This window comes from Pseudomonas sp. JC1203, assembly GCF_056175065.1.
Genome location: NZ_JBWCAM010000013.1, coordinates 70440 through 91393, shown reverse-complemented (window position 1 = coordinate 91393; position 20954 = coordinate 70440). Strand labels below are relative to the sequence as shown.

The window sequence follows — 20954 nt, the reverse complement described above, 5'->3', positions numbered from 1 at the left end:
CATGCTCATGATGCTCAGTTTTATCATGTTGGCCTGCTTCATCTTCTTGCTCATGACCAAGAAGCTTTCAGCGTTGACCGCGCTGATCCTGATTCCCACGGTGTTCGCGCTGGTTGGCGGCTTCCACGCCGAGGTCGGCAAATTCATCCTCGATGGCGTGCGCATGGTCGCGCCCAACGGCGTGATGATGGTGTTCGCCATGCTGTTCTTCCTGACCATGACCGAGGCGGGCATGTTCGACCCACTGGTGACGCGCATCGTCAACGCGGTGCGTGGCGACCCGGTGAAAATCTTCGTCGGCACTGTGGCGCTGGCGTTCATCGTCGCCCTGGACGGTGACGGCGCCACCATCTACATGATCGTGCTGTCGGCGTTCCTGCCCATCTACAAACGCCTGGGCCTGTCGCTGCCGATGGTCTGCTGCCTGCTGCTGCAAGTGGCGGGGCTGGGCAACATGGTGCCGTGGGGCGGGCCGACCGCGCGGGCGGCCACAGCGCTGCACGTGGACGTGGGCGAGATGTTCGTGCCCATGCTGCCGGGCCTGCTGGCGTGCATGCTGTGGACCTTTGCCCTGGCCTGGCTGTTCGGCCGCCGCGAGCGGGCGCGCCTGGGCGGTGCCATCGACCTCAATGGGCATTTTGCCGACCACAAGGAACACCGGGGCGACAGCGGCTGGCGCTTCGTCTTCAACTGGTGCCTGACTGTGCTGCTGATCCTGGCGCTGTGCCTGGAGCTGCTGCCGCTGAGCTACCTGTTCATGATTGCCGCGTGCCTGGCGCTGGTGGTCAACTTCCCCCGGCTCAAGGACCAGCAGGCGCAGCTGGAGCTGCATGCGCCGCCGATTCTGGCGGTGTCCAGCCTGATCTTCGCCGCCGGCGTGTTCACCGGCGTGCTGACCGGCACCGGCATGGCCGACTCGGTGGCCCAGGGCCTGCTGAAGGTGATACCGGAAGCGTTCGGGCCGTTCATGGCGGTGATCACCGCGCTGGTGAGCATCCCGGTGACCTGGCTGGTGTCCAATGACGTGTTCTATTTCGGCATCATGCCCATCCTCGCGCAGACCGCCCAGGCCCATGGCATCAGCGCCATCGAGATGGCCCGCGCCTCGCTTATCGGCCAGCCGGTGCACATCCTCAGCCCACTGGTGGCCTCCACCTACCTTGTGGTCAGCATGCTCAAGCTCGATTACGCCGAAAGCCAGCGCTACACCCTGCGCTGGTCACTGGTGAGCTGCCTGATTCTGCTGGCGGTGTCGCTGCTGACCGGCATCTTCCCGCTGTTCGTTCATTGAGGTGCGCGCGTGAACTGGATAACCGAACCCTTCCTGTGGACCGCCCTGGCGCAGATCATCGCCATCGACCTGCTGCTGGGCGGCGACAATGCCGTGGTTATCGCCATGGCCTGCCGGCGCCTGCCCAAGGCGTTGCAGCGCAAGGCCATCTACGGCGGCATGGCCGGGGCCATTGGCGTGCGGGTGGTGATGCTGTGCTTCGCCATGCAGCTATTGGCGGTGCCGTGGTTGAAGCTGGCGGGGGCGCTGCTGCTGTTGTGGATCGGCATCAAGCTGGCCGCCAACCGTGAAGATGACGCCGAGGAAATCGATGGTGGCACGCGCCTGTGGGGCGCCATCAAGACCATCATCGTCGCCGACGTGGTGATGTCCCTGGACAACGTGCTGGCGGTAGCCGGGGCAGGGCAGGGCAATGTCTACCTGGTGGCGGCGGGGGTGCTGGTCAGCATTCCCATCATCGTCCTGGGCAGCCGCTTCGTGCTGGCGGCGATGCACCGCTGGCCATGGCTGGTGCAGGCGGGCGCGGGGTTGATCGGCTGGATCGCAGGGGGCATGGCGGGGGACAGCGCGCAGTTGGTGCCGGGGTTGGTCGAAGTGACGTGGCTGCATTGGCCGGCGAGTGCGGCGGGGGCGATTTTGGTGGTGGCAGTGGGCGCCTGGCTGGGCAGCCATCAGCCGGCTGTTCAGGCTTCGCGTCGCCTGTGACGCGGCCATGCGGCCGCTGCTACAGGTCAACCCGTAGCAGCGGCCGCAGGCCGCGTCAGGGGGCTATCAGCGCACCTGGGTGATGCGCGTGATGCGATCACCATCCTGATCATCCGGCCCCTTGGACTTGTTCACCGCAAACACATTGCCCTGCGCATCAGTGGCCACGTGGTTGGGGAAGGTGCCGTCGTCCAGGTTGGCTACCAGCTTGCCGTCCGGGTCGACCACGGTGACGGTGCCGGCGCCGCGGTTGCTGACGTAGGCCACGCCCATGGCCATTTTCACGCCTTCGATGGGGAACACTTTTTCCACGTTGCCGGTCTTGGCGTAGAACGGCTCGATCAGCCTCAGCAGGCCTACGCAGGGCAGAAACGTTCGCGGCGTGTCTACTTGCACTTCCCGGCATATCCAAAACCGGAAAAGCTCATCTGGCTCACGGTGGGCTCGGGTCAGGTTGTCAGGCGTATTTCGTCACACTTGGAGACTTTTTCGTAGAATCCCTAGCTGCCGTAGTCCCGCGGGAGGTTGCCGGGCTATTAGCGTTCAATGAAGAAACTTGCATGTTTCAAGGAGGTCGGCGTTGTGGAAGGTTATCTTTAATCGTGGTGGATAAATATTCGCCATAAAATTATAGCGAACCTGTTAGGATTTGAAACACAATTATTAATTGGATTCGATTGCTGTCGATCTCTCCCTTGCGTAGTTTTTGCTTGGGGATTTTGGGAGAAAAACAATGAATCCAATAAAATTCGATGCTGCCCTTGCGGATTGGTGGTGTGGTGTCAATGCTCGTTTCGCGGGCTGCCTTACTTCTGCTGATCTATTTCGAAATGTTGACGCAGAAATTCGAGCATTGGGCTTTGACTGTTTTGCATATCTATACCGTCCATCCATTCCTTTTAATCAGTCTGATACGTGCATTAATGGAAGCTATCCTGACGAATGGCTTACGCACTATAGGCATAACAATTATGGTGCTATAGATCTGTCGGTGATAAAGGCGAGGGAAGTGGGATTTGTATTATGGTCTGAACATGAGGAAATGATGAGGTCGCAGCTTTTTTGTGAAGCGAGGGAGTGGAATCTAAACGTTGGGGCAACCTTAATGTTACGGGGTAGGGATCAAACCGTGCATGTGATGGGAGTGGCGCGCCAAAGCGGGCCTGTCGCTGCAACGGAGGCCTTGCTGTTGAAGTTGAAATTGCGTTGCATCCTAGAGTTGATCGAGGAAAACCTCATGCTGACTGATGTTGTGAAGCCCTCACAGGTCTTTTTAACTAAGCGTGAGCTTGAGGTTCTTCGGTGGATTGGAGATGGAAAGTGCTCTCAAACTATTTCGAAAATTCTTGGGATTTCAGAAGATACGGTTAATTTCCACATTAAAGGTATTCAGCGGAAGTTTGGCTCCGGTAACAGAATTCTGGCAGCGGCCTATGCTGCTGCTTTAGGGGTGATCTGACCTGCCAGCGATGAGTCTGGGCGGTGCGTGATTCTGTAGTTGGCGCCTTAATTAGGGGGTGAATGATGGTCGCAATAGCAGAGTGAGAGTGGTGAAGAGGAGTGGGCTCCACCCATCTCACGGCCCTGCCTCATCCCACGGCTCGTAACGCCAGCCTGTTGGTCGCCAGGTTAACCGGTGCGTCAATGTTGCGGTCAACTCCACAAAATCATTAAGCCCAAAAGGAGGGCGCGCAGGGCAGTTTCCGTGAGCTACGTAAAACGATCGTCAGCGCCCACGACCCTGATTTTTTACAGGGATGACTTATTTCGAAGCACCTGCTCGATACAGTGCTTAGGGTCTAAGGTTTGTGGATCGCTGTGAGATGTGAAGTATTCAGGCAATCAAATCGATGGCAGCCTGAGCGTATAGCCAACGCATAACATTGAGGATCTCGTCGTCGCCTGATTGCCCCTGCAGTACCTGCACCATCGAAAGGGGGTCGGCCCGCAGTAACAAATTGATCAAGTGACAAACCTTCTGGAATTGCTTTACGCGCAGCATCGCCCCGCCGGCGAACAACAGTCCCTCTTCCTCGCCCAAGGCGAGCAGAAAGATCGGGCTGTCGAGCCTCGCACCGACCGTCAGGTCCGGCCAATACAACGTGTCGAAGCGTTCTAGGACACGATCACGGATGATGCCGTTGGCAGACAATTTGAGCAGCATCTGGATTTTGCTGTTATCGCGAATCGTGTCGATAAATTTTTCTGCCTGCACAGGCAGTGCAACCTCGGCAAGCGACTTGAAGACCATGCTCGGGAGTTGCTTGATAGCCCCTAGTGAAGCGTTAACTGCCTTGTTAGCTACCGTAGCTTTAATCGGGTTTTCGCAGAACCGTTGTGTAGTCCCATGGCTGAACATTCCCACAGACAAGGTCAAGGTCGTCTCCAAATACTCCATTTTGTTGTAATGCCACCAACCGGCGGGAATAAAGAGAATCTCACCAGCGGCTACTTCGTAAGCAATTGCATCATCCTCATATTGGCTGATATCAATGTGCCCAAAGCAGATACCGTTAAGCGCGGACTTCTGTTCCAGTTTCATACTATCGAAGTAGGCCGGTGGCCAGATCATCATGCGTTTTCGGCCATATAGCGGAAACAGAAAGGTGTCGCAGGAGTCATTGTGCAAGCCAATCCACGTAGATCGGTACCTGCCGCCAATGAACACAGCGTTGGCTCCGGGGTATGGCATTCCGTAACGCTGAATGTACCCATGGGTGAAGGCTCGAAGTTTGGCCGCCACAATACTGGAGTATTTCAAGCAATAGTCCCGTGTGAAGGTTATCGCTTCCGCATCGTTTGCCGTAGCGAACTCCCTGACAAACTGTTCGAATCCTTCGAATTGCTCAGGAAAGGCAGGTACCGCTGGCTGGTCCAGCATTTTGCCATCCGCGTTGACGGTTAGGTCGCCTGATTCAACAATTTTCCTTGCTAGTTGGAAAACGTCCTGTAAGGTCAGCAATGGCCCGGTAAGCGCGTCGCTTTCAATTACTAAAGGTCGCAACCTGTTGTTTGAGAGGTCGACAAATTTGTTCCAAAAAGAAGCGGGAACAACTGGCGTATTTTTTTCGGTGAAGCATTCAGTGGTCGGTGTTGTCATTGTTTATCACCTTCAATCCGGGAAAGCATCAGGATAAAATTCTTTATAGGCGTTCTTTATCTGCTCATCACTCAGAGCTAAAACCTGCTTCAGCGCAGCGTTGTACATGCAAGGCACTGCCACCAGTACAATGAGTAGGCCGAGGATCACCATGGCATAGCTCACGCCCAAGGCCCCGGAAAACGCCCCTCCAACCATGGCTCCAAATGGGATTACCATGCCGGAAATGAACGACGTCGCCGAGCCAATCCGATTTCGGTAGTTATCAGGAGTTGCCAACATGCGCACCGTGGATGTGTTGACTGTGACCATGACCAGCCCCACACCGCCAACAAACAGCAGCGGCACCGTTACGCTGGCAAACCACCAAGGGTGGGTATGGAAGAAGTGACTGAAGATTCCACAACCGACCATGGTCAGCCCTATCAGCAGGAATCCAGTGAATACTACGTTCGGCCTTCCCCAGCGATGGTTCGCACGCTTGACGAACAATAGGCTGCCGACCAGAAGCCCCACTGCAAATGCTCCCTCAGTGACTGCGATTAACCATAAGTCGGCGGGGAAATGACGATTGATCAAAACAGGGAATAACACCGCGAATAGCGGATACAGTGAAAAGTTGACAACGAAGGCTAATAGACTCAGATTCCATTCGGGCTTCACCCGATATAGGGCTGTGAACCCTTCGTTTGTACGTTTATACCAAGTAGCTAGATAGGCTGCCTGCCGTCGGCCAGGTGCATGGGTGGCGGCCGGTGCCCTGATAATGACAATCAACACTAGCGCAGTTACTACAGCCAGTGCATTGAGCCAGAGGGTACCCAATACTCCCAAGGGACCCAGCAGGATACCAGCGGCAAGAGGCCCCATGAGGGCGGACGATGAGCCGATAATACTGCGCAAGCGCACGGCATCGCTGACCCGTTCGGTAGGGACCAAAGCCGGCGTCAGGCTCATCTGGATCGGATCCCGAATACCGATACTAATGCCGGAAACGATCAGGCATGCGCCAATCAATAAAGGCTGGTAAATATCCATCAAGCTCAGGCCGGCCAGCACTAATGTTGCTAGTGCGCTGGTTGCATAACAGCCAACCAACAACTTTTGACGATTGTACTGATCGCCCAGCCAGCCAAATGCCGCTCGGGAAAGTACATCCGCCAAGGTTGCAGCCGCAATGAGGGTGGAAAAAAGCAGAGGGTCATTGATCTTGCCCAGAACCCACCAGGCAATTGCGAGCTGTCCGCAACGTGCCCCTACGGCGTTTAAAAACGCTGCGACCTGCATTAGGTAAAAGTCGCGCCCCAGCCCTTTAAGCGATGACCTATTCATTGGAGGCCCTGGCAAGTAGTCAACCGCTCTTGGCAACCGGCCCTGACGTAGGCATCCAAGCCGCCGGTGAGCGTCCGGCAACGCCCGTTGCCTAAGAAGGCGTTGATCGCGTGTAGCGCTTTCAAGCTACGTACGCCACTTTTGCAGTACACCACAGTGTCTGAGGTAGCCACCATTCGGGGCAGATCTCGGGACAGTTCGCGTAATGGAATGTTGACTCCGCCCAGCGAGACCGCCAGATGTTCTTCAGTTTCCCGTACGTCAATCAATTGCAACGGCTCACCGTTGCGCAAGCGGTCCTCTAGCGCCTGGGGCGAAATGCAATACTGTTCGCCAAGAGTTAAAGTGCGCTGCGCCTCTATCGGCTCAGGGTGGAGGATGGATGGTTGAACTCCACTGAGAGGGTTATTGGGCCGGTGGCGTATCGTGACACTTCGCACCCCCATGGCCAGGGCATCAAACAGCATCATCCGGTTGACCAAGGGCTCTCCAAGACCGGCGAGAATCTTGATGGCTTCGAGCGCTTGAATCGATCCTACAATACCAGGTAAAACGCCGAGCACACCGGCCTCGCCGCAGTTTTGAGAAAGGTCCGTTGGGGGAGGCGCGGGAAAAATGTCGCGCAGGTTAGTAGAGCGTCGTCCACTCTTTTCAAGTAGATTGAATACTGCGATTTGCCCTTCGAACTGGGTGATCGAAGCATAAATCAGCGGTTTGCCTGCGAGATGGCACGCATCATTCAGTAGGTATTTGGCAGAGAAATTGTCAGTCGCATCCAGGATTACGTCGTAGCCTTGCACGTAATTCAGGACATTGCGCTCATCGATTCGCTGGTTAAAGTGCTCTATAATGACATGCGGATTATTTGCGAGCAGTTTTTGCCGTGCGACGGCACCTTTGGGTTGACCGATATCGTTAATCGCGTACAGTAACTGGCGATGCAAGTTACTGACGTCTACGGTGTCATCATCCACGACACCGATATTGCCAACTCCCGCAGCGGCCAAGTACATCAGTGCGGGGCAACCTAAGCCTCCCGCCCCTACTACGAGTACCCTGCCAGCTTTAAGTTGGGCCTGTCCGTCGGGGCCAAAATCACTTACAAGAAACTGCCTGGCGTAGTGGGCCCTTTCGTCATGGCTGAACAGATCCTCATTCATATCAGCCTCCCGCGACCGCGCTGATGATCAGTGCGGTGGAATGAGCCGTAAGGGGAATATCCTGCCAACGCTCTTCGTCAGAATAAGGAATGTCATCGATGACCAGGCTGACAAAAGGTTTCAGTCGGAATTCACCTTGCACAATAGCACTGAATAACAGCGGTTCGTCCGCAGATAGGCCATCCAACAGTTGCTGAACATTCGAGCACTTTAGTGTCCAGGATTTACGGCCATTGGTAAGATCCGAGAATTGACTGGCGATGATGATTTTAGTCATGCTTGAGTTTCCTTCTGGTGCACTGAGAGGTTCTGATAGAAGTCATTCAGTGAGGAAAACACCAAACGCCCCATCGGGGTGAAACAAGGCCGCTGGGCCGCAATCTCCAGGCAACCAGCCAGATACTCGTACAAGTAAGCCTGACGTTCTCTCGATGGAGGGGGATTATGCTGGCCACGATAATATTTCAAGGCGGCCGCCGCGAAATGCGCTGCGGCCATGACGCCTCTTAAGGTTTTGCCGCGAGTACCCGATGGCAGCACATAGTCCCTTGGCGCCTCGCGTGTTTGCAGGTCGTAAACCTCCATCACGAAGTTCAACCAGATGTGCGCGTGCTCATGCACCAGCGTCTCCTGCAGCGGAACTGGTGAGCAAAAGGCACGTGAGCCTAAATAAATAGTTTGGGGTATCAATGCGCTGGTCGAGCTGCTCATGGGCTGGAACAACTTTCGGTAGCGAATGGGGATGGTAAAAAAACCGCGCCATCTTTCGCAGGCCTCACCAATTTTGGTGGTGGCGTGCGCAATTTCTTGGAGTTCCACCGCTGAACACTGTGTGGACTCGAGCTCATCAACCTGGCTGCTTGCCAGACGCTTGAACAGTGCACGTGCATTTTCCGGGTCCAGATAATCGGTCAATGCGTCATGTGCATCTGGCGCCGAGTTACGACGGCTGCAGGCGGCTGCGGCCAGCAAGGTTCTGGAGCGTACTCCATCATCGATAAAAGGCACGCCTCCAATCATTTCGAAAAATTTTTCAGGATTCATACGTAGTTCAATCCCCGTATTTCGAGCACCAGCAACGAGATGCCAAGAAGTTCCTCAGATCATGACCCTTGACGCGAAAATCCTTGAAACCGGACAGTGCTTGATCAATCTCCTGCATCGTCATTTCGCCAGTGGCCTGCAACAGTTTTTTCAGCCTGGGCAAGGTCCGTTCTACGTACCAACGCTCCTTCAGATCCCTGATAATCGACCGTGCATTAACCACCGATATTTGCTGCTGAGCCTCTAATGAGCTAACAAAACCGCGAATATGAATCAATGGCTCGGACATCGCGCGATAGGGGGCGTCAGCCTCGTGAACCAGCGTCACCTCGTCGTCGTCGAACTCGGGGTCATCGCAATACTGCCTGTAAACAACTCCATGACCTTGCATGCCCAGCAGGCGCATTTCGCTTGCTCTGATGGCGCCCATAGATGCCAAACCCCAAATTTTCCAGCCGTCCTGAATAGCCTTGCGGATTTCAATGTGACCGACAGAAGGGAAGCTGTGGAAAGTGCCATCCACAATAGCGATGTTGCCAGCAACCCTATGCTGAGTCACCAGCGTCTGGATGTCGCCGCGTTTGGCGGGTGGATGTACCACCACTTTATTTAGTTCGGCCAAGGTCTGTTCCATGCCTGAGGCCGTTGGCCCTACAAATAAATGCAACTTCATATTTTTTCCTGCCGCTACTGTGCGATATAGCGGGACAGGCGAGGGCCTGCACGCTTAAGTGCTGGCTGGAATGATTCCATGCCTGGTATGACGATCTTGACCACTGCCAGCGGCGAATCGTGTTTACTCAGTACCACTCGCAATATCTGACTGAAACCTTGGGCTCTTAAACGCTGCAGTAAGCATTCCAATGCTGACTCGATGTTGTGGATTTCCGGGTTGGCATCCTCAATCGACGAGTAAATTATCGGTTCGCGGGTGTCGTTTACATGCCGACGCAAACGGGCAACAGCGTCAAGTTCAGCTTCGCGACTGTCGGAACTGAAGTACTTGAACCGCTCAATCAGATCGTCCCTACCGCCATGAATGTAAGACAGCCGTGATTGCGCCGCTTCTGCCAGCCCTCTAACGGCCGCAATGTCTCGACACAGGTGCAAACCCGAGCCGCACGAAATCGCGATAGGAGCATCGTCTGTCGGCTCTAGGATGAATCCTTGAAAGTAAGGCAGCCCAATCACGCTTGGCGTATACCTGAGCGCCGCGCTCAGGCCAGCCTGCTCGATACAGTGGAACAGAGGGTCGAGCGTCTCGATTGCGCGATCACGTCGAACCAAGCGGGAGGTATCCTTCATAAAGTTGAAGGCCTGGACATCGCGCTCGACGATTTCCGCGATACCATGAACGCTCGCCTCATCCACCGTGTTTCCAGAACTGAGCCCGTTGGTACTGGTGCCGAAAATACGCTGCCCCTGGTTTTCGTTGAACGGCGAAAAAATCAGCTCGGCAGGTACGGCAAAGACTTTTCCGCTGACAATATCCTGTGCATGGACACACATTAATAATCCATCGGGATCGATAGGCGCGCCTAGGATCGGGCAAAAGTCTACGAAGTCGTAATTAAAACCTTTTTGACCTGCGACCTTGCGTGGGGTGGACAGGAACACCTCAATATTTCTATTTCGATATTCTGCAATGGCAAACTCAATTGCCTCCATGTAGGCACCTACCTGCGCTTCCTGCGCCCGCATGCCTTTTCCCGCGCTGACGCATAACGAGCCTTCAACGGCATCAGGGCGAATACTGGCGAAGACCGGAATGCCAATTTTATCCAGCCAAGTTGTATTCGTAACACGGGTGATTCCAAACTGCTGCGCCAATATTCTGGCATGTGTCAAAGTCTCGGACAATGATGCCTTGCGCAAGCTTGAGGTCATGCGAAACATGGTTTAGCCTATTGGGGGTGTGGACGCATAAAGTGCGTGCTATCCGAGCGGGCGAATAGCACGCTTCTTCATTACTTGCTGATTTCTTCCAAGTCAGCGGTGATCGCATTATTGGATTCGTGAATAACAAAGCCGGCACGCATCTGGCCTTCATCATTCAAAATGTCAGCAAATGCTTCGATGGCGGAAGCTTCGAGGGTGAACGATTCGTTAGTTGTTTGATTCATATGAGTCTCCTAAAGCATAGTGAATGCCATTGTCGGCGTTACTCTTTTTGGTGTTGGCGCACTCATCAGAATCAATGCGATAACGTGGTGCGCCCTGAAAGAGTAGGCACCTTTTTATAGAGCTCTGCCGAAGTATTCAACTACAAGAATTGGTAGGTCGACATCCCTAAGGTTATGTCCGCTAGACTCCCATAATCGCTTTCAACTAGCGCTTCGACGCCCTAGAAGCGTCTCAGCAAAGGTGGTGATCTTGGTATTTTCAACCGAAAGTAGCCGATGTCACGCAGATCGCCGAGTTGTTGAATGGCGAAGAAAACGGATATATGCAGAAGCTGGATACACCGGTGTCGAGAAGCGTGAGGAGCAGGGGAGTCGTGAAGTCATCTGGCAAATCGCCGCGCGGCGCAGCACGTATTCCACGTTCAGTAAACGCAGCGTGCTCAGCAAGGCCAAGGGCCAAGGTTGAGCATCCCTTTCGGGTAATCAAGCGTTAGTTTGGCTGCGTGAAAGTACGCATTCGTGGACTGATGAAAAACACAGCTCAGCTCAGCACGCTGTTCGTCCGGTCGAATCTGTGGATGGCTCGAAAATCAGCTGATGGATGTGGGGGAGTTACGGTCTTAACACAGAAGAGCGGGCGAAAACGCCCTCCCTGTAGAAGGCATCGTTCGATTTTCAGCGGATAACGCTGTTGGGCCGAGTGGGTTTCGACTAACTGCGGATATGCGGCAAGTTGATCGGAGCATCCTTAGGCTATATATGAAATGTGTGGAGCGTGCGTGAAATACTGTGGGAGCTGGCTTGCCAGCGAGCTGTTGCGGCCTGAAAAGCTCGCTGGCAAGCCAGCTCCCACGCGAAAACCCGCCGCCGCATGAGACCCTAGGCTCTCACCCAACTCGACTGGCAACGCCGATCCCACAGGCCATGGCACGTTGCAACAAATGTAGGGGCTGCGGGACGGCGATGCGCCGCGCGGGCGGCGCTTCCCGGCCAAGCCGGATGGCCGCCCCCCGGTCCCATTGTGGATTGCCTCGAGGCTTAGCGGATCTGAGTGATTCGGGTAATCCGATCACCATCCTTGTCATCCGGCCCCTTGGACTTGTTCACCGCAAATACATTGCCCTGCGCATCAGTGGCGACGTGGTTGGGGAAGGTGCCGTCGTCCAGGTTGGCTACCAGCTTGCCGTCCGGGTCGACCACGGTGACGGTGCCGGCGCCGCGGTTGCTGACGTAGGCCAGGCGCTTGACCGGGTCGAAGGTGACGTTCAGCGGGCCGGCGCCGGTGGGTACCAGGTGCAGGGTCTTGCCGCTGGCGACGTCGACGATGGCCAGGTTGTCGCTGTTCTGCGCAGCCACGAACAGGCGGTTGGTCTTGGCGTCGTAGGCCACGCCCATGGCCATTTTCACGCCTTCGATGGGGAACACTTTTTCCACGTTGCCGGTCTTGGCGTCGATCACCGCCGCTTCGTTGGTGCTCAGGCTCACGGTGTAGAGTTTGTGGTTCTGCGCGTCCAGGTGCAGGCTGGCCACCGAGAAGGCCGCGCCGCGCTCGCCACGCTGGGCCGACTTGATTTCGATGGTGCGCTCGACGGTCTGCTTGCCGGCGTCGAACATGACGATGTTCGAGGTGCCGGTGGCGCCGGCGAAGGCCTTGTCCAGGCCGGTGTCCAGCACCACGTCACGGGCGTGGGCGACGGTGTCGGGCGCGAACTGCTTGACCAGGCTGAGGTCGGACTGGCGGTACACGGCCACGCTGTTCTGGCGGGTGTTGGTGACCCACACGTTGCCGTTGCGGTCGTCCACGCCCACGCCGTACACGGCGTACACATTGCCTGGCTCGCGGCCCGGGGCGGCAGCTGGGGTGACACGGGCTTCAACCGCCAGGGTGGTGGGGTTGAGCTTGAGCAGCTGCGATTCCTTTACCGGCGGGCGGCCCACGGCGGCGGTCACGAACACCGCACCGCTCTTGGCGCTGACGGCCGACTGGTACAGGCCCGGCACCAGCTTGGCGCTGGTCTGCTTGAAACGCTCGGTGCCCGACAGCGGCACCACCGGGGAAATTTTCAGCGGCAGCACGGCGGCGGCGGCCGGGTTGCTCACGGTGACCACGATTGGCTGCTGGCCCACGGCGGCATCGGCCGGCACTTTCAGCGCGCCCTTGAAGCCGCCCTGGGCGTCCGCCACGTAGGCCTCGGCGTTGAGCACGGTGGTGCCGCGGGTCAGGGTGATGTGCTGGCCCGGCTTGAAGCCACGGCCCATCAGCTGCACGTCGCTGCCAGCGGTAATGGCGCCGCCTTCGGCCGGCATGGCCATGATCTGGCCCTGGTAGTCCGGGTCCGGGGTGTCGAACGCCGACTGCGCCATGGCGGCTTGCATGCCCAGGCTCATCAGGCCGATCAGCGTGGCCAGCTTGCACAGTTGGCTGGCAGGGGACAGCGCGCGGTTGCGATGTTTCATCGAAGACTCCATGTTGAATGTGGGCATGCCCCGCGGAGGCCCGCGGGGCAGTGATCATATCAATAAGCAATGATTCGCATTCTGATTTTTACACTTTGGTACATTTGTACAGCATCAGAACGAAGTGGCCACGCTGGCGTAGACGGCCTGGCCGTGCTGGTTGTAGGTAGCGGCGCCGGCGCTGTTGGAGTTGCCTTCGCGGTACAGCTTTTTGTCGAAGAGGTTGTTCACGCCGGCACCAAGGCGCACGTTCTTGGTCAGCTGGTAGCCGAAGTTGATGTTCACCAGGCTGTAGGCACCCACCTCATCGGTGTTCACGCCGGCGGCATCGACCTTGGTGGTGCCCACGGTTGGTGGCTTCTGGCGGCCGAAGCTGGTGATGCTCAGCTGGGTGGAGAACTTGTCGTTTACCTGCCAGTCCAGCATCGAGTTGACTGTGTACTTGGGAATCATCGACAGCACGTTGCCGGTGTCCAGGTCCTTGTTTTCCTGCATGTAGGTGCCGTTGGTGGTCCAGGTCAGGTTGTCGGCCAGCGGTACGGTCAAGTTGGCTTCCAGGCCCTGGGTCACGGCCTTCTTGGCGTTCTCCCACTTGAGGATCATGTTGCCGCCCGAGGAGTAGCCCAGCACGTCGGTGCCGGCCACCACCTTGTTGTGGTAGTCGTTGCGGAAGAAGGTCAGGCCCGCCACCCAGCCGTCGCGCTTGAACTGCAGGCCGATTTCCTTGTTGACGCTGGTTTCGGCCTTGAGGTCGTCGTTGCCCTGGATATAGCAGCTGCCGGTGCTGCCGATGGGGCAGCCGTTGCCAGAGCTCAGCAGCAGGTAGTTGGGGTCCAGCTGGTACAGGTTGGGCGCCTTGAACGCGCGGGCAATACCGGCCTTCAGGGTGAAGTCCTGGTTGAGCTTCTGCGACATGTTCAGGCTGGGCGACCAGTTCACGCCGAAGTTGGTGTGGTCGTCCATGCGCACGCCCGGGGTCAGGGTGGCGCCTTCCCATGGCTCGATGTTGTCCTCGGCAAACAGCGAGCCGATGTTGGCGGCCGCCTTGCTGCTGCGCGTGCCCGAGGCCAGCCCGGCGATGCTGTCGGCGCTGGTGCTGCCGTTGTAGTAGCTGCCCGAGGACAGCGCCTGGCTGGTGGAGGCCGGGTCATCGAGTTCCTGGCGGTTGAACTCGCCGCCCAAGGTCAGCACCTGGGGGAGGCGGGTGGCCAGCGGCAGGTTGAACTCGCCGTGGGCCAGATAGCTTTTCAAGTCGCTGGTGGAGAAATCGGTGGAGTCGATGGTGCCTTCCACGCCGCCGGTCAGGCCTTCGTCGAGGCGGCGGTTGCGGGTGTGTTCGTACTGCAGGAAGAACTTGCTGGTGCCGAAGTCCCAGTCGCCGTTATGGGTGATGGCGAAGTTGTTGCGGTACATCACGTTGGTTTCGCGGCCCACCCATGGCGCGGCGCTGGCGGCCTTCTTGCTGGTCAGGCTCTGGTTGTACTGGTTGTCGCCGGCGTAAATGTTGCCCTGGCGGCTGTAGCTGGCGTCGAAGTCGATGCTCTGGCGGTCGTCCAGTTTCCAGCTCAGGCGGCCATTGATGTCCTTGTTGCGCACGCCCTCGGCACCCGACGCGGCGGCTTCGCCCTCGGCTTCGTGGCCCACGTTGATGTCGCTGCTGTCGCGGTCGGTCTTGCTCAGGTTGCCGTACACCCGGTAGGTCAGGTTGTCGGTCAGCGGGCCGCTGAGGCCGAAGGTGGCACGTTTGGTGGCGCCTTCGTCCTTGTCCTTGGGCATGTCGGTGTAAACGCTGAAGTTGCCGTGGGTTTCCTGGGTGGGCTGCTTGGTGATGATGTTCACCACGCCGCCTGCCGCGCCGTTGCCGTAGCGCGCGGCAGCCGGGCCGCGCAGCACTTCGATGCGCTGCACTTCATCGGCTGGCACCCAGTTGGTGTCGCCACGGGTGTCACGGTCGCCGGTGCGGCCGTAGCGCACCGAGTTGCGCGACTCCACGGGCAAGCCGTCGATCAATATCAGGGTGTTCTCCGGGCCCATGCCGCGAATGTCGATCTGGCGGTTGTTGCCGCGCACGCCGCTGGCGCTGTTGCCGGTGAGGTTGACGCCGGGCATCTTGCGGATGATGTCGGACAGGTCGTTTACCGGCGGGGCTTTCTGGATATCGTCGGCGGTGATCACTGATACACCCGGCGCCTGCTTCAGCTCTTTCTCGGCGGTGACCAGGGTGTTGTCCAGCGTGATGGCGGTGTCATCGGCCGCGCTGGTGGTGTTGGCGGCCAGCAGGGCAGGCGATGCGGATGCCGCCAGGATGGCCAGCGTGAGACGACTGAATGAGGCATGAAAAAGCACGACGATAACTCCCCTTGAGTGATTAAGGCCCCGGCCGCGGCATTCCATGTCGCAGGGCGGGGCAGTCGTCCAGACGGGGGGCGATGATAGGTTGTCGTAATTGAGAGTAAATCGTATTTACAAAATTTACCTGAGCGGCGGGTTTGTAAATTTCGTAAAGGTGGTTCGGTTATATTTGATAACAATTATAATTTGCATCCGAGTTGCCCCGTAGTCCGCCGAGAGCTTGCCCCGTGATTCCCAGTACCTGCCCGCCTGTTGCCGCGCCGCGAATTCTCGCCGTGGAAGACGACCTCCTGCTCGCCGCCCACCTGGGGCAGCACCTGCGCAAGCGCGGTTTTGACGTGACGGTGTGCAACGACGTGCCGCGTGGCGACGACCTGGGCACCTGGCGCGGCTACGACCTGATCCTGATGGACATCATGCTGCCCAGCCGCGACGGCTTGAGCCTGCTGGGCCAGCTGCGGCGGCAGAACCGCGTGCCGGTGATCCTGATGTCGGCCCTGGGCGCCGAGCAGGACCGCATCGTCGGCTTCAGCCAGGGCGCCGACGACTACCTGCCCAAGCCGTTCAGCATGGGTGAGATGGACGTGCGCATCGACGCCGTGCTGCGCCGCGTGGCCTACGAGCGCACGCCGCCGGTGTGCCACGACAGCGGCGCCCTGCGCCGCTGCGACGACGGCAGCCAGGACCTGGTGCTGGGCCAGGCCCGCGCCGGGCTGACGCCGGTGGAGTTCCGCCTGATGGAAACCCTGCTGGCCAACCCTGAGGAAGTGCTGAGCAAGACCTTCCTCTACCAGCGTGTGCTGCACCGCCCGTACTCGCTGCAGGACCGGGTGCTGGACCTGCACGTCAGCCACGTGCGTCGCAAACTGGCGGCCATCGGCTTCGAGGGGCGGGTGGAGACGGTGTGGGGCAAGGGCTATGTGCTGAGGAGCCAGCCATGAAACTGCCCGGCCGTCATTCGCTGTTCTGGAGCCTGAGCGGGCTGCTGCTGGTGCTGATTTTGCTGATCATCTGCGTCAGCCGTTCATGGGGCATGCATTTCGAGCGCGAGGGCTATCGGCTGTCGGCCACCGCCCAGCACACCCTGCAGGGCTACGCCGCCGAGGCGGAAGCGGTGTGGCGCCACGGCGGGCCTGCGGATATCGACCGCTGGCTGCTGCAGTTCAACGCCCGCGAGCCGGGCTGGGCGGTGCTGCTGGGCCCCGACTTGCAGCCGCTGGGCGAGCGCCGCCTGACCGGGGTGGAGCGCCACCGCCTGGGCTTTGCCCGCGAGCTGGACTGGGCCATGAGCGACCGCGCCCGCGAGCGGCCGATCATCAAGATTGCCTTCCCGGTCGACCCCGGCAGCGGCCAGCTGGTGATGCGCCTGCCCGAGCGGTTCGTGCCCACCACCTCAGTGGGTTGGCAGGTGGTGGCCCACTGGCTGGTGCCCGGCGCCCTGGCGCTGCTGTTGGGCGCCTTGCTGTACCGGCTGCTGATCGGCCCGCTGGCGCACCTGCATGCCTACGCCAATGCCTTGCGTGAAGGCCAGCTGGGTGCGCGGCTGGACCCGGCCATCAGCCGCCGTGGCGACGAGCTGGGCGACCTGGGCCGCGCTTTTCATCACATGGCCGACCGCCTGCAACGCACCGTGGCGCTGCAACGGCGGCTGCTGCGCGACATGTCCCACGAACTGCGCACGCCGCTGAGCCGCCTGCAGGTGGCGGTGGAAAGCGACGCCGACGCCGACGCCCTGCGCCAGCGCCTGGCGCGCGAGGTGCAGGGCATGCGCCAACTGGTCGACGACACCCTGGAGCTGGTGTGGCTGGACACCGAACGCCCGCAACTGGCGCTGGACGCCGTGGACGTCGGTACCTTGTGGGAGATGCTGCGCGAGGATGCCTGCTTCGAGTCCGGCTGGCAGCCCGAGCAGTTGCCCAACACCCTGGGCGACGCCTGCTGGGTGCGCTGCCACCTCAACGGCCTGGCCCAGGCCATGGAAAATATCCTGCGCAACGCCATCCGCCATTCCCCCAGCCACGGCCAGGTGCGCCTGGGCGGCCGGCGCGAGGCGGACCACTGGCACCTGTGGATCGATGACCAGGGCCCCGGCGTGGCCGAGGGCGCGCTGGAGGGCATCTTCGAACCCTTCACCCGCCTCAGCGCCAGCCGCCCGGGCGGCGACGGTTTTGGCCTGGGCCTGACCATCGCCCGCTGCCGGGTGCAGTTGCAGGGTGGGGAGTTGTGGGCGCAGAACCTCAACCCGGGGTTGCGGTTGAACCTGCGGTTGCCGGTGGCGTGATGGACCGTGTGGGCGCTGGCTTGCTACGACGTCGTTGTGGGAGCTGGCTTGCCAGCGAGCTGTTGAGGCCCTAAAAACTCGCTGGCAAGCCAGCTCCCACAAAGACAGTCGCTGCCAGATGCGCCTACAAATACCCGCGGCGGGCCAGGTTGCGCATCAACGCTGCCACGCCGAAGGTCCACGGCGGCGCCTGGTCGCTGCCGGTGACGTGGTTGTGCAACCCGCCCAGCGCCGGGCTGTGGATGCTGACACGGTCGCCGGCCTTGTGGGTGAAGCCCTGGCCGGGCTGGTCGCGGTCCTCGGTGGGGGCGAACAAAGTGCCCAGGAACAGCACGAAACCGTCGGGGTACTGGTGGTTGGCGTTCAGCGCCTGGCCGGCCAGGTCCTCGGGGTCGCGGCTGATCTGCGCCATGGAACTGCGGCCCTGCAGCACATAGCCGTCTTCGCCCTCTACCCGCAAGCCCACCTCGCAGCCGCGCACATCGTCGAGGCTGAAATGCTCGTCGAACAGCCGAATGAACGGCCCCAGCGCGCACGAGGCGTTGTTGTCCTTGGCCTTGCTCAGCAGCAAGGCGCTGCGCCCTTCGAAGTCGCGCAGGTTGACGTCATTGCCCAGCGTGGCGCCATGAATGCGCCCGTGGCTGTCCACCGCCAGCACTACTTCAGGCTCGGGGTTGTTCCAGTGCGAGCCGGGGTGCACGCCGATGGCGCTGCCGCTGCCCACCGCGGCCAGCACCGGCGCCTTGGTAAAAATCTCGGCGTCGGGGCCGATGCCCACCTCCAGGTACTGCGACCACATGTGCTGTTCGATCAACACCTGCTTGAGCTGCATGGCCTGCGGCGAGCCGGGTTGCAGGTCGCGCAGGTTGTCGCCGATCACCTCGTGCACCAGTGCGCGAATGCGCTCGGCCTGGCGCGCGTCGCCGGCAGCCTTTTCCTCGATCACGCGCTCGATCATGCTGGCGGCGAAGGTCACCCCGGCCGCCTTGATCACCTGCAGGTCGATAGGCGCCAGCAGGGAAGGGCGGCGGTCGTCGCGCTGCTCGCCGCTATTGCCCAGCAGCGCCTCGACGCTGCCCAGGTCGGTGCCGCTGGCGCCGCGCACGGCGGTCAGCGGGTCGTGGCGGTTGAGCAGTTCGCTCACCGTGGCGAAGCTGGCGGTGCAGTCCAGCACACGGCCGTCGCGAATCACCACCACGGCAGGGCCGGCGATGGTGCCGGGGCACCACGCGCGGCCAATCAGCGTGGCGCGTTGCCAGTCGTGGGGCAGGGAATTTTCAATGGTCAGTGGCATAAGGCCGTCCTTGCACTCAGTGAGAATGGCGCGGCGCGCCGTTTTCAGGAATCACCCGCCAGTACAGCGTGGCCGGCTCCAGGCAACCGCCGGTGGACAGTTGCCCCACCAGTTGCCGGTACAGCTCCTGCCATGGCGTCTGCGAGGGCGGAATGGCCGGCAGCGCCTCCTGGCGCCGCAGGTCCAGGGTGGCGTCGTCCACCAGCAGGTTGACGCTGCGGGTATTGAGGTCCACGCGCAACGTGTCGCCGGTGCGCAGCAGCGCCAGGCCGCCGCCCACTGCCGCTTCAGGGGACATGTTGAGAATCGACGGGCTGGCCGAGGTGCCGCTCTGGCGGCCATCGCCCAGGCATGGCAGCGAGTCGATGCCGCGCTTGATCAGCTCGGCCGGCGGCGCCATGTTCACCACCTCGGCGCTGCCGGGGTAGCCCACGGTGCCGCAGCCGCGAATCACCAGGATACAGCGCTCGTCCACCTCCAGCGCCGGGTCATTGATACGGGCCTGGTAGTCCTCAGGGCCGTCGAAGACGATGGCACGGGCGTCGAAACAGTTGGGCTGCTGCGGGTCGCTCAGGTAGGTGCTGCGGAACGCCTCGCCCACCACCGACATCTTCATGATGGCGCTGTCGAAGAAGTTGCCGCTGAGCACGATAAAGCCGGCGCGGTGCTTGAGCGGTTCTTCGTAGCTGCGTATCACCTGGCGGTCGACGGTCTGCGCCGCCGCGACGATCTCACCCATGCTGCGGCCGCTGACACTGCGGCAGTCACGGTGCAGGCGGCCGACCTTGTCCAGCTCGTGCATCACCGCCGGCACGCCACCGGCGCGGTGGAAGCCCTCGCCAAGAAACTCGCCCGCCGGCATGCAATTCACCAGCAGCGGCACGTCCTCGCCCACCCGCTGCCAGTCGTCCAGGCTCAGGTCGATGCCGCTGTGGCGGGCGATGGCGATCAGGTGCGGCGGGCAGTTGGTGGAGGCGCCCAGGGCCGAGGCCACGGCGATGGCGTTTTCGAAGGCGGCGTGGGTCATGATGTGCGAGGGGCGCACGTCTTCGCGCACCAGGTCGACGATGCGCAGGCCGGTGGCGTAGGCCATCTGCCCGCGCTCGCGGTACGGCGCCGGAATGCTCGCGCAGCCGGGCAGCGACATGCCCAGTGCTTCGGCCAGGGCGTTCATCGACAGCGCCGTGCCCATGGTGTTGCAGTGGCCGATGGAGGGCGAGGCGGCGGTGGTCATCTCCATGAAGCCTTCGTAGTCGATGTCCCCGGCGGCCAGCAGGTTGCGCGCATGCCACAGCACCGTGCCCGAACCAATCAACTTGCCCTTGTGCCAGCCGTCGAGCATCGGCCCGCCCGACAGCACAATCGACGGCAGGTCGGTGGTAGCGGCCGCCATCAGGCACGCCGGGGTGGTCTTGTCGCAGCCGGTGGTCAGCACCACGCCGTCGAGCGGGTAGCCGTGCAGCACTTCCACCAGGCCCAGGTAGGCGAGGTTACGGTCCAGCGCCGCGGTGGGCCGGCGTGACTGCTCGGCGATGGGGTGCACGGGGAATTCCATGGGTATGCCGCCAGCGTCGCGAATGCCGTCCTTGACCCGCTTGGCCAGCTCGATGTGGTGGCGGTTGCAGGGCGTCAGGTCGCTGCCGGTCTGGGCAATGCCGATGATCGGCCGGCCCGACTGCAGCTCGGCGCGGGTCAGGCCCTGGTTCATGTAGCGTTCGGTGTACAGCGCGGTCAGGTCGGCGTGGCTGGGGTCGTCGAACCACAGTTGGCTGCGCAGGCGGCGGGGTGGGGTTTGGCTCATGGCAGGCTCCGGGG

Annotated in this window: 18 protein-coding genes and 1 pseudogene; 6 read left to right on the top strand and 13 right to left on the bottom strand. The window is 60.2% G+C overall.

Annotated elements, in window-relative coordinates:
- Position 1: 1 nt before the first annotated feature.
- Both AC0SZ7_RS19650 and AC0SZ7_RS19645 read left to right on the top strand, forming a co-directional pair.
- Positions 2–1291 carry a CitMHS family transporter gene (locus tag AC0SZ7_RS19650; RefSeq protein ID WP_475505949.1) on the top strand — a complete coding sequence of 430 codons (1290 nt, stop codon included), beginning with the start codon at positions 2–4 and terminating at the stop codon, positions 1289–1291.
- A 9-nt stretch (positions 1292–1300) separates the two neighbouring features.
- A complete protein-coding gene (locus tag AC0SZ7_RS19645; RefSeq protein ID WP_475505948.1) occupies positions 1301–1996 on the top strand; it encodes a TerC family protein in 696 nt (231 codons plus the stop codon).
- A 66-nt stretch (positions 1997–2062) separates the two neighbouring features.
- On the opposite strand, the gene AC0SZ7_RS19640 is transcribed toward AC0SZ7_RS19645, so the two are convergent.
- On the bottom strand, positions 2063–2392 hold the full coding sequence (locus AC0SZ7_RS19640; protein WP_475505947.1) for a YncE family protein: 330 nt from the start codon (positions 2390–2392) through the stop codon (positions 2063–2065).
- Between the two features lie 337 nt (positions 2393–2729).
- Between AC0SZ7_RS19640 and AC0SZ7_RS19635 the strand changes: the two genes are divergently transcribed.
- Positions 2730–3455 carry an autoinducer binding domain-containing protein gene (locus tag AC0SZ7_RS19635; RefSeq protein WP_475505946.1) on the top strand — a complete coding sequence of 242 codons (726 nt, stop codon included), beginning with the start codon at positions 2730–2732 and terminating at the stop codon, positions 3453–3455.
- Positions 3456–3830: 375 nt separating this feature from the next.
- Here the strand turns inward: AC0SZ7_RS19635 and AC0SZ7_RS19630 are convergent, their stop codons facing one another.
- From AC0SZ7_RS19630 to AC0SZ7_RS19595, 8 genes are all read right to left on the bottom strand, one after another.
- On the bottom strand, positions 3831–5096 hold the full coding sequence (locus AC0SZ7_RS19630; protein ID WP_475505945.1) for a cupin-like domain-containing protein: 1266 nt from the start codon (positions 5094–5096) through the stop codon (positions 3831–3833).
- A 12-nt stretch (positions 5097–5108) separates the two neighbouring features.
- Positions 5109–6428: an MFS transporter gene (locus tag AC0SZ7_RS19625; RefSeq protein ID WP_475505944.1), complete on the bottom strand. Its 1320-nt coding sequence runs from the start codon at positions 6426–6428 to the stop codon at positions 5109–5111.
- Positions 6425–7588, bottom strand: a complete 1164-nt coding sequence (moeB, locus tag AC0SZ7_RS19620; protein WP_475505943.1) for a molybdopterin-synthase adenylyltransferase MoeB — start codon at positions 7586–7588, stop codon at positions 6425–6427. Before moeB ends, AC0SZ7_RS19625 begins: the two co-directional genes overlap by 4 nt.
- Position 7589: 1 nt before the next feature.
- Positions 7590–7865, bottom strand: a complete 276-nt coding sequence (locus AC0SZ7_RS19615; RefSeq protein WP_475505942.1) for a hypothetical protein — start codon at positions 7863–7865, stop codon at positions 7590–7592.
- On the bottom strand, positions 7862–8632 hold the full coding sequence (locus AC0SZ7_RS19610; protein WP_475505941.1) for an aKG-HExxH-type peptide beta-hydroxylase: 771 nt from the start codon (positions 8630–8632) through the stop codon (positions 7862–7864). Before AC0SZ7_RS19610 ends, AC0SZ7_RS19615 begins: the two co-directional genes overlap by 4 nt.
- 7 nt (positions 8633–8639) lie before the next feature.
- On the bottom strand, positions 8640–9305 hold the full coding sequence (locus AC0SZ7_RS19605) for a TfuA-like protein (protein WP_475505940.1): 666 nt from the start codon (positions 9303–9305) through the stop codon (positions 8640–8642).
- 14 nt (positions 9306–9319) lie between these two features.
- Entirely contained in the window at positions 9320–10528 is a 1209-nt protein-coding gene (locus tag AC0SZ7_RS19600; protein ID WP_475505939.1) for a YcaO-like family protein, read from the bottom strand.
- 71 nt (positions 10529–10599) lie between these two features.
- Positions 10600–10755 carry a hypothetical protein gene (locus AC0SZ7_RS19595; RefSeq protein ID WP_475505938.1) on the bottom strand — a complete coding sequence of 52 codons (156 nt, stop codon included), beginning with the start codon at positions 10753–10755 and terminating at the stop codon, positions 10600–10602.
- Between the two features lie 269 nt (positions 10756–11024).
- On the opposite strand from AC0SZ7_RS19595, the pseudogene AC0SZ7_RS19590 reads away from it, so the two are divergent.
- Positions 11025–11345 (top strand): annotated as a pseudogene (locus tag AC0SZ7_RS19590) (transposase); the annotation flags it as partial.
- A gap of 448 nt (positions 11346–11793) precedes the next feature.
- Here the strand turns inward: AC0SZ7_RS19590 and AC0SZ7_RS19585 are convergent.
- The gene (locus tag AC0SZ7_RS19585) at positions 11794–13212 is read right to left on the bottom strand and encodes a YncE family protein (RefSeq protein ID WP_475505937.1); all 1419 of its coding nucleotides are present in this window, start codon (positions 13210–13212) and stop codon (positions 11794–11796) included.
- 114 nt (positions 13213–13326) lie between these two features.
- Entirely contained in the window at positions 13327–15516 is a 2190-nt protein-coding gene (locus AC0SZ7_RS19580) for a TonB-dependent siderophore receptor (protein WP_475506057.1), read from the bottom strand.
- 275 nt (positions 15517–15791) lie between these two features.
- Between AC0SZ7_RS19580 and AC0SZ7_RS19575 the strand changes: the two genes are divergently transcribed.
- Both AC0SZ7_RS19575 and AC0SZ7_RS19570 read left to right on the top strand, forming a co-directional pair.
- Complete coding sequence (locus AC0SZ7_RS19575; RefSeq protein WP_475505936.1) at positions 15792–16505, top strand: response regulator transcription factor; 714 nt, start codon at positions 15792–15794, stop codon at positions 16503–16505.
- The gene (locus tag AC0SZ7_RS19570) at positions 16502–17845 is read left to right on the top strand and encodes a HAMP domain-containing sensor histidine kinase (protein ID WP_475505935.1); all 1344 of its coding nucleotides are present in this window, start codon (positions 16502–16504) and stop codon (positions 17843–17845) included. The genes AC0SZ7_RS19575 and AC0SZ7_RS19570 overlap by 4 nt, the downstream gene beginning before the upstream one ends.
- A gap of 124 nt (positions 17846–17969) precedes the next feature.
- Here AC0SZ7_RS19570 and AC0SZ7_RS19565 read toward each other — a convergent pair whose 3' ends face one another.
- A complete protein-coding gene (locus tag AC0SZ7_RS19565) occupies positions 17970–19139 on the bottom strand; it encodes a fumarylacetoacetate hydrolase family protein (protein WP_475505934.1) in 1170 nt (389 codons plus the stop codon).
- Positions 19140–19155: 16 nt separating this feature from the next.
- Entirely contained in the window at positions 19156–20940 is a 1785-nt protein-coding gene (locus AC0SZ7_RS19560; protein ID WP_475505933.1) for an IlvD/Edd family dehydratase, read from the bottom strand.
- Between the last annotated feature and the right edge of the window lie 14 nt (positions 20941–20954).

Excerpts from the sequence above, each read along its gene's own strand:
- AC0SZ7_RS19570 (WP_475505935.1), top strand. The coding sequence starts at position 16,502 with ATGAAACTGCCCGGCCGTCATTCGCTGTTCTGGAGCCTGAGCGGGCTG.
- AC0SZ7_RS19615 (WP_475505942.1), bottom strand. The coding sequence starts at position 7,865 with ATGACTAAAATCATCATCGCCAGTCAATTCTCGGATCTTACCAATGGC.
- AC0SZ7_RS19560 (WP_475505933.1), bottom strand. The coding sequence starts at position 20,940 with ATGAGCCAAACCCCACCCCGCCGCCTGCGCAGCCAACTGTGGTTCGAC.
- AC0SZ7_RS19585 (WP_475505937.1), bottom strand. The coding sequence starts at position 13,212 with ATGAAACATCGCAACCGCGCGCTGTCCCCTGCCAGCCAACTGTGCAAG.
- AC0SZ7_RS19605 (WP_475505940.1), bottom strand. The coding sequence starts at position 9,305 with ATGAAGTTGCATTTATTTGTAGGGCCAACGGCCTCAGGCATGGAACAG.
- AC0SZ7_RS19595 (WP_475505938.1), bottom strand. The coding sequence starts at position 10,755 with ATGAATCAAACAACTAACGAATCGTTCACCCTCGAAGCTTCCGCCATC.
- AC0SZ7_RS19565 (WP_475505934.1), bottom strand. The coding sequence starts at position 19,139 with ATGCCACTGACCATTGAAAATTCCCTGCCCCACGACTGGCAACGCGCC.
- AC0SZ7_RS19610 (WP_475505941.1), bottom strand. The coding sequence starts at position 8,632 with ATGAATCCTGAAAAATTTTTCGAAATGATTGGAGGCGTGCCTTTTATC.
- AC0SZ7_RS19600 (WP_475505939.1), bottom strand. The coding sequence starts at position 10,528 with ATGTTTCGCATGACCTCAAGCTTGCGCAAGGCATCATTGTCCGAGACT.
- AC0SZ7_RS19625 (WP_475505944.1), bottom strand. The coding sequence starts at position 6,428 with ATGAATAGGTCATCGCTTAAAGGGCTGGGGCGCGACTTTTACCTAATG.
- AC0SZ7_RS19630 (WP_475505945.1), bottom strand. The coding sequence starts at position 5,096 with ATGACAACACCGACCACTGAATGCTTCACCGAAAAAAATACGCCAGTT.
- AC0SZ7_RS19650 (WP_475505949.1), top strand. The coding sequence starts at position 2 with ATGCTCATGATGCTCAGTTTTATCATGTTGGCCTGCTTCATCTTCTTG.
- moeB (WP_475505943.1), bottom strand. The coding sequence starts at position 7,588 with ATGAATGAGGATCTGTTCAGCCATGACGAAAGGGCCCACTACGCCAGG.
- AC0SZ7_RS19635 (WP_475505946.1), top strand. The coding sequence starts at position 2,730 with ATGAATCCAATAAAATTCGATGCTGCCCTTGCGGATTGGTGGTGTGGT.